The organism is Chryseobacterium taeanense, from assembly GCF_900099685.1.
In the GTDB taxonomy this organism is placed as follows: Bacteria; Bacteroidota; Bacteroidia; order Flavobacteriales; family Weeksellaceae; genus Chryseobacterium; species Chryseobacterium taeanense.
Genome location: NZ_FNDW01000003.1, coordinates 194,449 through 210,619 on the forward strand (window position 1 = coordinate 194,449; position 16,171 = coordinate 210,619).

The following is a 16,171-nucleotide window of genomic DNA, read 5'->3' on the forward strand; positions in this document are numbered from 1 at the left end:
CATTTAGATCATTTTTGAAAATATTGTATGGAAAATTAAAAAGAATAATTTGTGAATCTTAAAATCTTTCGATAAAAGACATCTTTCGATCACTGAAATTACGGTTTGATTTTTGTAAGGTTAAATTTATTTATAAACTTCCGGAAATATGAAAAACACATATAAGATATTACCCAAATTGAAGATTGCATTCAGTAATCCTTTTCTTTTTTTTGAAAAGAACATAAGTAATGCTGTAGAAGCCATTAATTCTGCTTTCACATTTGATGATATTGATTTCTATCAGTAATGAAAACATTCAAATTCTTATGTATTCTGCTGATTATATTTTCCTGCAGCAAAAAGGAAAATCATCCGTACACATTTTATTACTGGAAAACAAAACTTTACCTCGACACCGAAGAAAAGCAAGTTTTGAATAAGGCGACTCTTCCGCTTTTATACACGAGATTTTTTGATGTGGATAAATCTGCTGGCAAATTCCAGCCTGTAGGAGTTATTACGAAAGATCAAAGTGTCGAATTTAGACAAAAAATCATTCCGGTCGTTTTCATTACCAACCGAACTTTTCTTTACATTCAAGATAATGAAATCAGCTTTCTCGCCAACAGCATCAATAAATTAATAGACAAAAAAATTTCAGAATACAGTCTGAATACCGTCCCGGAAATACAAATCGACTGCGACTGGACTGCCGGAACACGGGATGATTATTTTAAATTTCTAAAAGAATTAAAAAAGATTTCAAAAAAAGAAATTACCTGCACGTTAAGACTTCACCAGGTGAAAGATAAAATCCAAACCGGGATTCCTCCGGTAGAAAAAGTGTACCTTATGTGCTACTCTACGTCGTCGCCCTTGGAAAATTCTGACAAAAACTCAATTCTTGACATCAATACACTAAAAAGCTACCTGAAAAAGATTGATGAATACCCTATAAAAAAGATTGAAGTTGCACTCCCGATATATTCATGGGGAATTGTAACCAATTATTTGGGAAAGCACAAACTCATTAATGCTTTGTCTGAAAAAGACCTGGAAAATTCAAACTTTAAAAAGATTTCAGACAATGAGATTGAAATCCTTAAAGACGGTTTTTATTTTGGAAACTATATGAATAAAGGTTTCAGGATTAAAGTTGAAACAGTTTCACAACAGCAGTTGACAGAAGTCGTAAGTTTCCTTGAGAAAAAAATACACCGTTTCAATATTATTTATTATCAGTTAGACCGTAAATTTGTTACAGGACAAAATTTTAATTTTTAAAATTATATTAATAAACTCATTAAAATTGTCATATAAAAACACCATCATAAAATGAAAAAGTACTTCCTTTCACTGGCGGTTTTATCGCTTTTTTATTCCAAATCTGAAGCCTGCGCCTGGTCAGATCCGGATTATGAATATTTTAATCTTTTTACACAAAGTATTATTAAAGATAAATCTTACCTGCCTTTTCTTCACAGCTATTCAACAAGGTTTTACAACGATTTCAAACCATCTTTAATTCCTGATGAAAATATTGATGCATGGAAAAGATATTTCAATAATCAGCTAAGCTATGCTCAAACGGAATATCTGGTAAATAAAATGAATATGAGTGACCTGAATGCTTTGAAAAAAGGGACACCATCCAATCAGCTTTTGGTAAACTTAGGTCCCGGATTTTACACAAAATATCGTGAAGGAATTGATTATCTGATAGAAGCTAAATATCTTGAGCCTTACATGAAGATCAATTATATCGAAAGTGCAGACTCTTTTTATTACAGAGAACCGGGCACAGGAAAAAATGCAACCAATCTTGATTACGGAAAAACCATTTCCGCTCTTACATCCTTGTATAATGCGGCGAAAAATCCGGAAATCAAGCAAAGATATGGCTACCAGATTGTACGTTTCAATCATTATACAAGAAATTATGATGCGGCACTAAAAGCTTTCAAAACCTATGTAGAGCCTCTCCGTTTGAAAGGCGCACCGTATATTATGGCACTCGATCAGCTCGCAGGAGCTCAGAGAGGTTTGGGAATGAACAGTGAAGCCAACTGGAATTTCTTTCAGGTTTTCAAAGACAGTAAAAGCCGTAAAGAATCTGCCTTTATATCTATGAAACTTTCGGATACTGCTTCTTTTAATAACATTCTAAAACGAGCAGAAACGGATGAAGACAAAAATATGGCTTACTTTCTTTTAGGCTACGAAGATTTTAACAATCCTATTCCTATCATGGAAAAAATGTTTGAGATCAATCCAGATTCGGAAATCCTGAAAGTGATGGCTGTAAGAAGTATTAACGAACTTGAAAGAAGTTATCTTCCTATCTATTATTATACTGACGACAACAATACAACCGTTCAGAAAAACAGCACAAATAGCACGGTTCAAAACAAAACAGAGACTGAAGAACCCAAAAAAGAACTTTCCTTCTGGCAGAAGATCATCCGATTCTTCAAAAACCTTTTCAGCAGTAAGAAAGACAAAAGTTCCAATGATGTCAAAGAAGATCAAAGCGATGATGAACTTCTTGAAAATCCCAACAGAATTCCGGTCTTCTCAAAAAACAATTATTGGTATGATGATAAGACAAAAGATTTTCTGGATGAACTGGAAAAATTCACCACCAAAACAAAAGAGAAATCCAAAGATGAATACTGGCAGATTGCAGATGCTTATTTGAAATTTCTAAAAAAAGATTACAAAGAAAGTACTGAAATTTTAAACGATATTAAAACCAATAATCCTGAATATGCAGAACAAATCAAAAGGATGAAAGTTTTAAATGATATCGTTTCTCAACCTAAAATTGATGCGGAATACGAAGATTATTTAATGAAGAATTATTCGGAATATTTCATCGAAAAGCCGGAAGAGAAAAAAGACAGCACCGAAACAGACGAATACAATTATTATGGTGAAGTTCCTTCGACGGCCGATTTTCTTAAAGATGTTCTTGCTAACCGTTATTTCCTTCAGGGTGAAGACGGCAAATCTTTCCTTATGAACAATAAGCTTTCTGATCTTCAATACAACCCGAATTCAAGTCTGGTGAAAAGTGTGGAAGATTTTTACCGAAAAACTGACAAAACGCAATTTGAGCAGCAGATTATCGCCAAAAACATTAATGACGTAGGAAATATAGACGCATTTTTCGCAGTGATCTATGGCGACAGAGCAATGAGACAGGCAGATTTTGAAAAAGCAAAAGCTTATTATTCGAAAGCGCAAAACTTTTCAGGAATTCCAAGAACCGAATGGAATTATGATGACAAAAAAGTTAGTCCTCTTAAATATCCGTCAGGAGCTTATAATGGTTTCAGTAATATTTCTGATCTTGTTTTCGGGCATAATGTCTGGGAAAGCTTCCAAAGTTCGCCGGAAGAAAGCATGAAAAAAGAAGATTACTCTGCATTTTCTTTCATCAAACCAAATATGAATAAATTGGAATTGGCAAATGCCTTGATTCAATTGAAAAAAATAGGATCAGGTAAAAACCAGACTGCAGGGAAAGCGAATCAACTGATCGGAAATCTTTTGTACAACACTTCAGTTCTTGGATATTACCGACAGCTTTTTGTGATGGATATTGACAATTCAAACGGAGGAAAATATTATTTTCAAAATACAGATCAGAAAAATCCTTATCAATATTACTATAAAAACTTTCTGGACAGAACTTATATAGAACCGGATAATTTTGATCTGGCCATCAATTATTATAAAAAGTCATTAGAAATTTCTTCTGATAAAGAGCAAAAAGCAAGAGTTCTTTTCCAGATGGCGAGTGCCGAACAGGGAAAATATTATCAATATGAAGCTAAAAATCCTTCAAAAATTGATTATTCTGATCCTAAATGGAGTGAGAAAAGTGACGCTTACCAGGCTCGGCTCGATCAAATCAAAAACCAGAGATACAGAACTTATTTTGCGATGTTGAAATCCCAATACGCTGATACGGAAACGGCAAGAGACCTCATGGGAAGCTGCTCTTATTTTGGATATTTTATGAAATAAAAAGAAAAAGGAATCATCGAGATTCCTTTTTTTGTTCCTGTTCTTTTAGCCATTCTTCATGTTTTTTTCTGAAAATCCTGTCTTTGTGATCCTGATTTCGTTGTGCAGCATCGATCGAATGTGATGAATGGATATCGGTATCTTCTTCTGCAAAATCTGCTAGTTTTTCATAATAGCAATGAAGCTGATCCAGTTCCTTTTCCGTCAGATCTTCAATATCGACAATCCTGTTACTCGCTTTTTCGTTGGCAGCAATCAATTCATTGAGCTTGATCTGTATCGCTTTTGAGTCTTTATTCTGTGCTTTTTGGATCAGAAAAACCATCAAAAAAGTAATGATTGTTGTACCTGTATTAATAACGAGCTGCCATGTTTCGGAGTATTTGAAAACCGGTCCGGTTACAGCCCATAAGACAACTATTACTGTCGCCCCTATAAAGGCGTAAGAACTTCCCGTAAATTTTGTTGCCCAATTTGAAAACCTTTCAAATATACTTTGATTTGCTTTAGACATTTTTGTTCTTTTTTAATATGAATACGCATCAAAAACTCCGCCGAAATAGCAGAGTTTTAAGGTAACTAATAAGTTATGGTTATTTAATATTTCATTGCTTTATTTAGCTCGATTGGATTGTTTGTTTTACGAAGCATTTCCTGAAGTTTTTTACTCAGTTCATTAAACTGTTCTTTGCTGGTAATTTTTGTGCCCATCACAAACATTTCTCCTTGCATATTTTCTTTAAAATCTTTTCTCATATCCTGCAGCGGATCATTATAAAAATCCATTTTTTTCTTGATTCTAAGCTTTTCTGAAACTTCTAAAGGTTTTGTTCCATAAAAGGTTTCAACAAATCCGACCGTATCATAAGTTTCCTTTAAGTTATTATTTTTAATTAATGTGAAAATAAAATTAGAACCGGAATCCTCAAGCTGGAAAATCAGTCCGGGAAGTCCTCGGAATTTATATGGACCTTCTGAAATATTTATATCTTTATTAAACCATGCAATCCAGCCTCTTCCACCGAAATTTGTTGTTGCCTTCTGTAAGGTATATTCACCGAATTTTTTTGTTTTTTTGGTAAGATTCCATGAAATTTTATCTTCTGTAGGAAAAGTAAACATATCATGACCAATCAATTCATAATTTTGATTTTTAAATGAATTTCGTTCTCGTTTTAAAGAAGGAAACCACCCTCCATACTGATGTGTGTAATTTCCATTTTTTTTGTTGATAGAATCTGATTTTAAATAATCGTATTCATAATATTTTACATCCTTTGGATTTACATCCAACACAAAATTCAGTTTCTCATGCTGATTTTTGGTAGAGTCCATTTTAAATTGTAATTCATAAATAAATCTTTGAGTCTGTGCATTCATATAGATGCCCATCATAAGCAGTAATAAAAGTAATCTTTTCATAATAACATTTTTACAAATATACAATTTAAACAGAACCTTGCAATACATAATAGTAATAAAATAAAAATAATCTTCGAAAACAAAAAAAACCGCCCCTTTTAAAAGGAACGGTTTTATTATCATAGCAAAGTTTGATTTTGCAGTGAAAACATTAATTGTTTTCAGCCTTTATCACACTTTAATTTCTACGTCTACTCCTGAAGGAAGTTCTAATTTCATTAGAGCATCAACAGTTTTAGAAGAAGAAGAGTAGATATCCATCAATCTCTTGTGAGCTGATAACTGGAACTGCTCTCTTGCTTTCTTATTTACGTGAGGAGATCTCAACACAGTGAAGATTCTCTTATTGGTAGGCAATGGAATCGGTCCGTTTACAACAGCACCGGTAGCCTTTACCGTTTTTACGATTTTCTCTGCAGATTTATCTACTAAGTTGTAATCGTAAGATTTAAGTTTTATTCTGATTCTTTGTGACATTTTAATCTAATTTAATATTAACCTTTAGCCTTAGCGATTACATCTTCAGCAACGTTTGTAGGAGCAGCTTCGTATTTTTCGAATTCCATAGAAGATGTTGCTCTACCAGAAGATAACGTTCTAAGAGAAGTTACATAACCGAACATTTCAGATAGCGGAACGAAAGCCTTGATAACTTTAGCGTTGTTTCTATCATCCATACCGTTTACAGTACCTCTTCTTCTGTTAAGGTCACCCACGATATCACCCATATATTCTTCCGGAGTTACAACTTCCAGTTTCATAATTGGTTCCATGATCACCGCTTTAGCTGCTCTACCAGATTCTTTGAATCCCATTTTAGCTGCTAATTCGAAAGATAGCTGATCCGAGTCAACCTGGTGGTAAGATCCGTCTTTCAATACGATTTTCATTGATTCAACTTCAAATCCTGCCAACGGACCATTCTTCATAGCCTCTTTGAATCCTTTTTCAACTGAAGGGATAAATTCTTTTGGAATGTTACCACCTTTAATTTCATTAACGAATTCAAGACCTGTTTTACCTTCATCTGCAGGACCGATTTCGAATACGATATCAGCAAATTTACCTCTACCACCGGATTGCTTTTTGTAAACCTCTCTGTGGTTAGCTTTTTGAGTAAGAGCTTCTTTGTATTCTACCTGCGGCTGTCCTTGGTTAACTTCAACTTTGAACTCTCTTCTCATACGGTCTACGATGATATCTAAGTGAAGCTCACCCATACCAGAGATGATTGTTTGTCCTGAAGCCTCGTCAGTCTTAACCTGGAATGTTGGATCTTCTTCAGCTAATTTAGCCAAAGCGTTACCCATTTTATCCTGGTCAGCTTTAGTTTTAGGCTCAACAGCGATACCGATTACCGGATCCGGGAAGATCATAGATTCAAGAACGATTGGGTTCTTTTCATCAGATAATGTATCTCCTGTTTTGATATCTTTAAATCCTACAGCAGCACCAATATCACCAGCTTCGATATATTCAACCGGATTTTGTTTGTTTGCGTGCATCTGATAGATTCTTGAGATTCTTTCTTTGTTACCAGATCTTGTGTTCAAAACATAAGAACCAGCATCCAATCTTCCTGAATAAGCTCTGAAGAATGCTAATCTACCTACGAATGGGTCAGTAGCAATTTTGAAAGCTAATGCAGCGAAAGGCTCATCAACAGATGGTTTTCTCTCAATCTCAGCGTCAGTTCTTGGATCTGTTCCTGCGATATTATCCTTATCCAATGGAGAAGGAAGATATTTACAAACAGCATCAAGCATGAACTGTACTCCTTTGTTTTTGAAAGAAGATCCACAAGTCATTGGAATGATAGAAAGGTCGATAGTAGCTTTTCTAAGAGCTTCGTTGATTTCCTCTTCAGAAATTGAATCCGGATCTTCGAAGAATTTCTCCATCAAAGTTTCATCATAATCAGCTACAGCTTCTACTAATTTCTCTCTATATTCAAGAACTTCATCTTTCATGTCCTCCGGAATCGGAACTACTTCATAAGTAGCACCTTGTCCAGCTTCATCCCAGATGATCGCTCTGTTTTTAATTAAGTCAACAACACCTTTGAAATCTTCTTCAGCACCGATTGGTAAAACGATTGGAACTGCATTAGATCCTAACATTTCTTTTACTTGTTTTACAACGTTCAAGAAGTCAGCACCCTGTCTGTCCATTTTGTTTACGAATCCCATTCTCGCAACTTTGTAGTTGTCTGCAAGTCTCCAGTTTGTTTCAGACTGAGGCTCTACACCGTCTACAGCAGAGAAAAGGAATACCAATCCGTCCAATACTCTCAAAGATCTGTTTACTTCTACTGTGAAGTCAACGTGTCCCGGTGTATCGATAATGTTGAAGTGGTAAGGTTTTGTTTCAGGTAATTTCTTACCCTGATCTGTTGGGAAATTCCAGTTACAAGTCGTTGCAGCAGAAGTAATGGTAATACCTCTTTCTGCTTCCTGTTCCATCCAGTCCATTGTAGAAGCACCATCGTGAACTTCTCCAATTTTATGGTTTACACCTGTATAGAATAAAATCCTTTCTGTAGTGGTAGTTTTTCCTGCATCAATGTGAGCAGCAATACCAATATTTCTTGTAAATTTAAGATCTCTTCCCATTTCAGATTAGAATTTGAAGTGTGAAAACGCTTTGTTCGCTTCCGCCATTTTGTGAGTATCTGTTTTCTTTTTGAAAGCGGCACCTTCTTCTCTTGAAGCAGCTACAACTTCGTTAGCTAATTTCAAAGCCATAGACTTATCATTTCTAGCTTTAGAATATTTGATTAACCATTTCATTGCCATAGAAATTTTTCTGTCGGCTCTGATTGGCATCGGGATCTGGAAGTTAGCACCACCTACTCTTCTGGAACGTACTTCTACGTGAGGCATTACGTTAGTTAATGCATCTTTCCAGATTTCAAGGGCTGTTTTTTCCGTATCTCCTTTTTTAGTTTCTACGATATCCAATGCATCATAGAAAATTTTGAATGCGATTGACTTTTTACCGTCAAGCATTAAGTTATTTACGAATCTTGTTACCAATTGATCATTAAATTTCGGATCTGGTAACAACGGTCTTTTTTTCGCTTTTGTCTTTCTCATTGTTTCTGTACCTTATTTAATGATTACTTTTTCTTTCCTTTTGCTGGTGCAGCTGGTGCCTGACCTGGTTTAGGTCTCTTCGCTCCATACTTCGATCTTCTCTGTGTTCTTCCATTTACACCTGCAGTGTCTAATGCACCTCTTACGATGTGGTAACGTACTCCCGGTAGGTCTTTCACCCTTCCGCCTCTTACCAATACTATCGAGTGCTCCTGAAGATTATGTCCTTCGCCCGGGATGTAGGCGTTAACTTCTTTACCGTTAGAAAGTCTTACCCTTGCTACTTTTCTAAGTGCAGAGTTAGGTTTCTTCGGTGTAGTAGTATATACTCTCGTACATACACCACGTCTTTGTGGACAAGAATCAAGGGCAGCCGATTTGCTCTTCTTGGCAAGCGTGGCTCTTCCTTTTCTTACTAATTGTTGAATAGTAGGCATTTAATTGCTTTTTATTTTAGGGTGCAAAAATAATAATATTTTTTTAATTAACAAGCAGTTATGCAGAAATTATAATCTTTATTAAATTTTAATTAACAATAATCCCATAAACAGAGCATTTGAAGTGAAAATAGTTTTTAATCAATCAATTAAGCTTTAATTGTGAAGTGTATAAAACTTTAGACTTATCCTGAACAGTATCTTCTTTTATCCATTTTATTTTAGGATTCAGAGTTCCTGCAATACCCTCCTTAAGCTTACCTTTTTGTTTGTTGGTGTGATTATATTTAAAAGATTTATTAATGATGGGGAAATAATATGTTGTAGCCGTTATACTATTTTTCTCATCATTATAAAGGTATGTTTTATCTTTAAATTTAGACATTTGAGGTTCAATCTTATTTTTATTTTCCAGATAATAGCCAGGATCTTTTAATCCATACAAAACAAGGAAGACAAAAAAGAAACAACTTATTCTCCAAATCATTTTATCCGAACTATTGTTTTTAAAATAGAAAATAAGAAATGAAAAGAAAAGGCAAAAATTAGAAGCAGCCATGAGCCTCACGCCCATTTCCTCAATTTGCTGAAACCATCCTGAAACCAATAAAGCAATTCCATAAAACCCTGCCATGATCCACAAAAGAATATGAAAACTAAACAAAGAAGTCTCTTTTGCCTTCTTATAATATTGAAGCATATAGCGAAAAATAAACAGGTCTATAACAAAAACCACAAACTGAAAAGCAATACTTCCGAAACTACTGGAAATCGGTTTTATTGCAATAAAAGGATCGACTGCATTTACAAGACCAAACAGGTTTCTTATCAGTTGCAGAAAGGAATGATCGCCTGCTTTTCCTCTCAGTCCTTCTCCCGTAAAGCTTCCAAAATGAAAATAATTCAACGACAAGTAACTTCCTATTCCCAATCCTGAGATGATAATAAATAGAATCAGCGCTTTAAAATATGTCTTTTCTTTTAATTTAAAAAAGAATAGAATCACAAACAACACAATAGAAAGGTAAATATAAACCCCTGAATATCTGAAAAAAAACATACAGATCATCATCATTGAAGCTCCGAAGGCATTTATATAAAGATTCTTATTTTCAGAAAATATCTGATGTAAAAAAAACAATAAGAAATACATAGAGAAAATAAAAGGACCTTCAGACATTGCATTAAAAAAGACGAAATAAAATGTTTTCCCGGCGAAAACCAGCACCGTTTCCCTAAAATAAAATTTCTTATAGTAAGAAAAAAACAGAATGATAATCGTGAACAATGCATTCAGAATTTTTGAAGCCCAAAAATAATCTTCAGAAAAAAAATGAGCTAATCTCAGTAAAACCGGATATCCTAAAGGAAAAAGATTCGTTTTCGGAGCAGGAAGATCCGCCGCAATACCAAAATATGAAAGACTGTCTGCACCAACACCTCCGAAAGAAACAAAAAAGGTTTGTAAAAAATATACAATAACTATTATGACAGCCAATATTTTATATTTCAACATAGCATTAATTTTCTTTGCTGCAATATTAAGTAAACTTATTTAAAAAAATTTCGCAATAGCTATCATCAATCACGATTTATGGATTTCGGCACAATATTTACATAAATTTGTTACAGAAAATAAACTACTAAATTAATATGAAAAACGCGAACATTATTGGTCTTAAAGAAGACGACTGTAAAAAAATTTCAGAAAAACTCAATATCCTTTTGGCAAATTATTCCGTGTTCTATCAAAACACAAGAGGTTCACACTGGAACATTAAAGGAGATCAGTTTTTCACACTGCATCCGAAATTTGAGGAACTGTATAACAGCTTGGTTTTAAAAATCGACGAAATTGCAGAAAGAATTTTAACCTTAGGAGCAACACCGGCACACAACTATTCTGATTACTTAAAAGTAGCAACAATTAAAGAAAGTCAGGAAGTAAGCGACGGGGCAAAAAGTGTAGAGATTATTTTAAATTCATTTAAAGTTGTAATTGATCTTCAGAGAGAACTTTTAGACATTACTGAAAAAGCAGGCGATGAAGGTACCAACTCCCAGATGAGCGACTACATCACTGAACAGGAAAAAGAAGTATGGATGTATAATTCTTATCTTGGAAAATAATATTTTATCAGAAAAAATTAAAAAAATCACCTTACATTTAGGTGATTTTATTTTTTATAATTAAATTTGCGTATAAATTACACAATTATGCACGACGTACGATTGAATTCCATATTGGATAATGATTTCTATAAAATAACCATGCAAAATGCAGTGGTGAAACTCTTCCCAGGTTCTATAGTAAAATACGAATTCATCAACAGAGGAAAACATCAGTTTCCGGAAGGGTTCGATGTGGCTTTAAGAGAAGCAGTCAATAAAATGGCAGAACTTAAACTCACCAAAGAAGAGAAAAAATTTATGGCAAGAACATGTCCTTACATCGATCTTCCTTATCTCGATTTTCTGGAAGGCTATCATTTCGATCCGACAGAGGTTAAAATTCATCAGGAAGGAAGTGATTTATCTGTAATCGTGGAAGGGCTTTGGTACAGAACAATTCTTTGGGAAGTTCCTTTGCTTGCACTCATCAGCGAACTCCACTACGAAATGAACCATTTGGAGAGAGATTCCAACGAAACGGTAATCAGTAAAACCTCTGAAAAAGCGGAAACTCTGGCAAAACTGGGAGTAAAATTTGCTGAATTCGGCACAAGAAGAAGACATTCTTATAAAGTCCAGAACATGGTCATGGAAACCCTGACACAAAAGAAAGATTCAACTTTTATCGGAAGTTCAAATGTACATTTTGCAATGAAATATGGCGTAAAACCAATCGGAACACACGCTCACGAATGGTTTATGTTTCACGCTGCAGAATATGGCTTTAAAATGGCAAATCAACTGGCATTAGAACATTGGGTAGATGTGTACAGAGGTGATTTGGGTGTCGCTCTTTCGGACACTTATACGACAGATGTTTTCTTTCAGCAGTTCGATAAAAAATTTGCCAAGCTTTTCGATGGAGTACGTCACGACAGCGGAGATCCTTTAGTGTTTGCAGATAAGACAATTGCTCATTATGAAAAACATGGCATTAATCCTTTATTCAAATATATTATTTTCTCTGATGGCTTAAATCTCGAAAAAGTAGAAGAAATCACCAACTACTGTAAAGGAAAAATTGGCGTGTCGTTCGGAATCGGAACCAACCTTACCAATGACGTAGGCTTAAAACCGATGAATATCGTGATGAAGCTGATCGGCGTTCAGGCTCCTAATCATGAATGGATCCCGACCGTAAAGCTCTCCGACGAACATGGAAAATATACAGGAGATCCAAAAATGATCGAGTTGGCTAAAGAATTCTTAAGGATTCAAAATTAATAAAATTCAATAACCATGAGTTTTTACAGTAAATTCTCTGAAAAAGATCTGATAGAATCTTATAAAAATCAAATAGATTATCAAGGCAAAGCAAGCCAAGATCTTTTAGAAGAAATTTCCAGGAGGGATTCTATGGAAAATTTTATGCTCAAAATAGAGAACCAAAAAAAGCTACAGGATGAGCGTAACAGACTTATAAGAGAAATCCATCAGCATTATATGGCCAAATATTCAAAGCAAGAATGTTTTTCTTTAATAAAATCAGATTTGCTATCAGAGAAAGAGATAGAAGAGCTTGTTAATATTAAATATGCACATATTCATAAAAATATTGAAAACTTAAAAGTAGATTCTATAACATTACTAAAAGCTTTCTATGCGATTCTTACTTCTTCTGTAATCAGTTTTATCTTGCTAATCATTGCAATTTATAAAATGAATTTCCTGGTAGCTTTTAATTTTTTCCTCCTTATTCCGGTTTATATCATAAACTATTGGATTATAAGAATGATCGTAAATAAAACAAGAGAAAACCTGGCAGTTTTTATAGCAACCTTTTTAGCAACGTTATTGGATGTTTTATATTTTTTTCTTTTCGTTTCTGCATAAAAAGTATATTCAGTCTAGCTTTTATTCAGCTTTTTCATCAAAATAGCTTCCATTTTTTCATAGCCTTTTGCAGTCGGATGAATTTCATCTTCAGTATAAATTTTATCAAGTCCGTTACGTGAATCTTTCATTTCAGAATGATAATCCACATAAGGAATATTGTGTGTATTTGCATAGTTCTCAATCATTTTGTTGAGGACAATTACTTTTTCAGCCGGGTGCATATCTTTTCTCCAGCCAAAATCATAAGCCGGAAGAACGGAGCAAAGAACAACTTTGATATTATTCGCCTTCGCAAGCTCAACCATAGAAACTATATTTCCAAAAACCTTATCCAAAGAAATCGGTCCCTGATTTTCGGCAATATCATTCGTCCCGGCAAGAATCACCACACGTTTTGGCTTCAATTTAATAACATCTTCCCTGAATCTTAAAAGCATTTGCGAAGTCACCTGCCCACTGATTCCTCTTCCCACGAAATTGTTTTTCGTGAAAAACGCAGGATCTGTAGAAAACCATCCTTCTGTAATAGAATCGCCCATGAAAACGGTATTCGGAGCTACCTTTTTAGATAATATTTCAATATTCTGCTTTTCATATTTTGCATAATTGGCAAAATCCTGACCCGATACTATAGCTGAAAACATAATGGCTGAAACGATTAAAAATTTCATTAAATCTAATTTTAATATTTGAATACTTGAAATAACGAAAAACAAATTGATTTTACAAATACAAAAATAAAAATAAACAACAATTTTTCTTTAAAATAAAACTTAAGGATTTCCGTAAAAAATAAAGTTTCCTTTTTGTAATTTTGAAACATGGAAATGACTTATTTAATTATCGGATGTATTGCAGGAGGAGTCGTTGGAGCAATCATTCTGTATTTTGCTTTGAAATCTTCAATGGTGTCGAGAAGTTCATACGATGAGCTGAACAATTTATATATTAAAAACAATTCTGATCTGGAAAATTCAAACATTAAAATCCAGGAATTGACGCAAACCATCAGCGAAGAAAAAAAGATAAACCTACAACAGTCTGATTTATTTAATGATCTTAAAAACGAGTTTTCAAGAATTTCTGCAGAATACACTTCTTTACAGTCTCAGTTCTTGGAACAAAAGCAAATTAATGCCAAACAATTATCACAGATAGAAAGTCTTGTAAATGACAAACAATCTCTGTTTGCGAAAAATTCTGAACTTTCGGCTATCAATGAAAGTTTGCAGAAATCTCTTGAAACGCAGAAAGAAGAAATCACAAAAATTCAGGAAGAATCAAAACTGCAGTTTGAAAATCTTGCCAATAAAATCCTGGAAGAAAAGACAGAAAAGTTTACTACTTTAAATCAGAATAATCTTAAAACAATCCTCGAACCTTTCCAGGAAAGAATAACAGATCTCAAAAACCGCGTTAATGAGGCTTATGAAAAAGAAAATAAAGAACGTTTTTCTCTGGCTGAAAAAGTGAAGGAACTTGCCGAGCTTAATCAGCAGATTTCCGAAGATGCAAAGAAATTAACACGTGCTTTAAAGGGCGAAAGCAAAACGCAGGGAAATTGGGGAGAAATGATTCTTGAAAGCATTCTGGAAAAATCCGGTCTTGTGAAAGGAAGAGAATATTTTCTGGAACATGAACTACGCGACGAAGACAACAAAGCGTTGTTTTCAGAGTTTTCCGGTAAAAAAATGCGTCCTGATGCTGTCATAAAATATCCGGATGAAAGAAATGTCATTATCGATTCTAAAGTTTCCCTTACCGCTTTCACTGAACTTGTAGACGAAACCGATCAGGATGTATATATTATGAAACTTAATCAGCATCTGTCTTCCATTAAAAATCACATTACACAGCTGAGCCAGAAAGCATATGACGATTATGGAAAATCTCTGGATTTTGTCATGATGTTCATCCCGAGTGAACCGGCATATATCGCCGCCATGCAGGCAGATCAAAATTTATGGAATTACGCCTACGAAAGAAGAATATTATTGCTTAATCCAAGCAATCTTATCACTTCATTAAAACTGATCGCTGATCTTTGGAAACGCGAATATCAGAACCGAAATTCTATGGAAATTGCAGATCGTGGCGCAAAACTTTATGATAAATTTGTAGGTTTTGTAGAAAACCTCGAAAAGCTGGGAAGAAATCTCGATCAGGCAAAAAATGTTTATAATGATGCTTACAAACAACTTTCTACAGGAAATGACAATCTCGTCATACAAACACAAAAACTGAAATCTCTTGGTATAAAAAATAAAAAAGATCTTCCTCAAAGTCTCATTGACAATTCTCAGATTTCTCTGAACATTTCTGAAGAATAGAAGCTCAAATTAAAGAAACTCTGGTCTGCTGATCGGAGTTTTTATTTTCTAAAAAACAGTTTTAAATGCTCTTAAAAATAATTTTGCATAATTTTGCGGAATGTTAATAGAAAGCTTTCAGAACGAAAAGGTAAAATACATCACTAAACTTCTTACAGACAACAGATTTCGGAAAAAATCAGAGGTTTTTGCCGTTGAAGGCCAACAGGAAAATGACCGTGCTATGAAATTCGGTTTTGAGCCTGTTGAGTTTTTTATATGTGAAAACATCTTTCAGAAAGATCTTCCCAAAGCGAAAATACATCTGGTGAGTGACAAAGTTTATGAAAAAATAGCCTATCGCGGAAGTTCAGAAGGTATTATCGGTATTTACAAAACAAAAGCAGCTGATCTATTTTCATTTATCCCAAAAGAAAATTCTACGATTATTGTTGTTGAAGGGGTAGAAAAACCCGGTAATCTGGGAGCAATTTTAAGAAGTTGTGAAGCCTTCGGAATTGACGCACTGATTGTTTCCGACGGAAAAACAGATTTTTACAATCCCAATGTTATAAGATCCAGCGTCGGATGTCTTTTCGGAATGAAAGTATTTCAATCAGAGAATGAACAAACATTGGAATTTCTTACCCAAAACGGATTTAATATCTATACAACCATTATGGATGGAAATTCACAGGATCTTCATATAAGAGATTTCACAAAGAAGTCCGCGGTAATATTTGGAACAGAACATTCAGGATTGAGTGATTTTTGGATCGGCAAAGGAATGAATACGCTTATTCCTATGTCAGGTAGTATAGACTCTCTGAATCTGAGTAATGCTGTTGCGATTACTTGTTATGAAGCCCTGAGACAGAAAGGATAA

The 16,171-nt window shown here is 34.3% G+C and carries 16 protein-coding genes; 8 read left to right on the top strand and 8 right to left on the bottom strand.

The genetic code is table 11. The features are described from left to right. The first annotated feature begins 148 nt into the window (after positions 1-148). From BLR30_RS17675 to BLR30_RS06395, 3 genes are read left to right on the top strand one after another with little or no spacing between them, the layout of a single operon-like run. Complete coding sequence (locus BLR30_RS17675; RefSeq protein WP_175443610.1) at positions 149-289, top strand: hypothetical protein; 141 nt, start codon at positions 149-151, stop codon at positions 287-289. Then, a complete protein-coding gene (locus BLR30_RS06390; protein ID WP_089856265.1) occupies positions 289-1,266 on the top strand; it encodes a hypothetical protein in 978 nt (325 codons plus the stop codon). The genes BLR30_RS17675 and BLR30_RS06390 overlap by 1 nt, the downstream gene beginning before the upstream one ends. 51 nt (positions 1,267-1,317) lie before the next feature. Continuing rightward, positions 1,318-4,014, top strand: coding sequence for a hypothetical protein (locus BLR30_RS06395; protein ID WP_089856267.1), 2,697 nt, complete (start codon positions 1,318-1,320; stop codon positions 4,012-4,014). A gap of 13 nt (positions 4,015-4,027) precedes the next feature. Here the strand turns inward: BLR30_RS06395 and BLR30_RS06400 are convergent, their stop codons facing one another. The 7 genes from BLR30_RS06400 to BLR30_RS06430 form a co-directional block, all read right to left on the bottom strand. Then, entirely contained in the window at positions 4,028-4,528 is a 501-nt protein-coding gene (locus tag BLR30_RS06400) for a low affinity iron permease family protein (RefSeq protein ID WP_089856268.1), read from the bottom strand. 83 nt (positions 4,529-4,611) lie between these two features. After that, positions 4,612-5,436: a GLPGLI family protein gene (locus BLR30_RS06405; RefSeq protein WP_175443611.1), complete on the bottom strand. Its 825-nt coding sequence runs from the start codon at positions 5,434-5,436 to the stop codon at positions 4,612-4,614. A gap of 171 nt (positions 5,437-5,607) precedes the next feature. Beyond that, on the bottom strand, positions 5,608-5,913 hold the full coding sequence (rpsJ, locus tag BLR30_RS06410) for a 30S ribosomal protein S10 (protein ID WP_002661363.1): 306 nt from the start codon (positions 5,911-5,913) through the stop codon (positions 5,608-5,610). Between the two features lie 17 nt (positions 5,914-5,930). Beyond that, positions 5,931-8,048, bottom strand: coding sequence for an elongation factor G (gene fusA, locus BLR30_RS06415; RefSeq protein WP_089856272.1), 2,118 nt, complete (start codon positions 8,046-8,048; stop codon positions 5,931-5,933). Between the two features lie 6 nt (positions 8,049-8,054). Continuing rightward, complete coding sequence (gene rpsG, locus BLR30_RS06420; RefSeq protein ID WP_072883914.1) at positions 8,055-8,531, bottom strand: 30S ribosomal protein S7; 477 nt, start codon at positions 8,529-8,531, stop codon at positions 8,055-8,057. 23 nt (positions 8,532-8,554) lie between these two features. After that, positions 8,555-8,968 carry a 30S ribosomal protein S12 gene (rpsL, locus tag BLR30_RS06425; protein WP_027381287.1) on the bottom strand — a complete coding sequence of 138 codons (414 nt, stop codon included), beginning with the start codon at positions 8,966-8,968 and terminating at the stop codon, positions 8,555-8,557. Between the two features lie 145 nt (positions 8,969-9,113). Continuing rightward, positions 9,114-10,484 (bottom strand): hypothetical protein, encoded by a 1,371-nt coding sequence (locus BLR30_RS06430; RefSeq protein WP_089856275.1) that lies wholly within the window; start codon positions 10,482-10,484, stop codon positions 9,114-9,116. Positions 10,485-10,621: 137 nt separating this feature from the next. On the opposite strand from BLR30_RS06430, the gene BLR30_RS06435 reads away from it, so the two are divergent. From BLR30_RS06435 to BLR30_RS06445, 3 genes are all read left to right on the top strand, one after another. Next, positions 10,622-11,098 carry a Dps family protein gene (locus BLR30_RS06435; RefSeq protein ID WP_089856278.1) on the top strand — a complete coding sequence of 159 codons (477 nt, stop codon included), beginning with the start codon at positions 10,622-10,624 and terminating at the stop codon, positions 11,096-11,098. Between the two features lie 87 nt (positions 11,099-11,185). Further along, positions 11,186-12,364, top strand: a complete 1,179-nt coding sequence (gene pncB / locus BLR30_RS06440) for a nicotinate phosphoribosyltransferase (RefSeq protein WP_089856280.1) — start codon at positions 11,186-11,188, stop codon at positions 12,362-12,364. A 15-nt stretch (positions 12,365-12,379) separates the two neighbouring features. Further along, a complete protein-coding gene (locus BLR30_RS06445) occupies positions 12,380-12,973 on the top strand; it encodes a hypothetical protein (protein ID WP_089856282.1) in 594 nt (197 codons plus the stop codon). A 14-nt stretch (positions 12,974-12,987) separates the two neighbouring features. Here BLR30_RS06445 and BLR30_RS06450 read toward each other — a convergent pair whose 3' ends face one another. Beyond that, complete coding sequence (locus BLR30_RS06450; RefSeq protein WP_089856531.1) at positions 12,988-13,647, bottom strand: SGNH/GDSL hydrolase family protein; 660 nt, start codon at positions 13,645-13,647, stop codon at positions 12,988-12,990. A gap of 150 nt (positions 13,648-13,797) precedes the next feature. Between BLR30_RS06450 and rmuC the strand changes: the two genes are divergently transcribed. Both rmuC and BLR30_RS06460 read left to right on the top strand, forming a co-directional pair. Next, the gene (gene rmuC / locus BLR30_RS06455) at positions 13,798-15,306 is read left to right on the top strand and encodes a DNA recombination protein RmuC (RefSeq protein ID WP_394332368.1); all 1,509 of its coding nucleotides are present in this window, start codon (positions 13,798-13,800) and stop codon (positions 15,304-15,306) included. A 100-nt stretch (positions 15,307-15,406) separates the two neighbouring features. Then, the gene (locus BLR30_RS06460) at positions 15,407-16,171 is read left to right on the top strand and encodes a TrmH family RNA methyltransferase (protein WP_089856285.1); all 765 of its coding nucleotides are present in this window, start codon (positions 15,407-15,409) and stop codon (positions 16,169-16,171) included.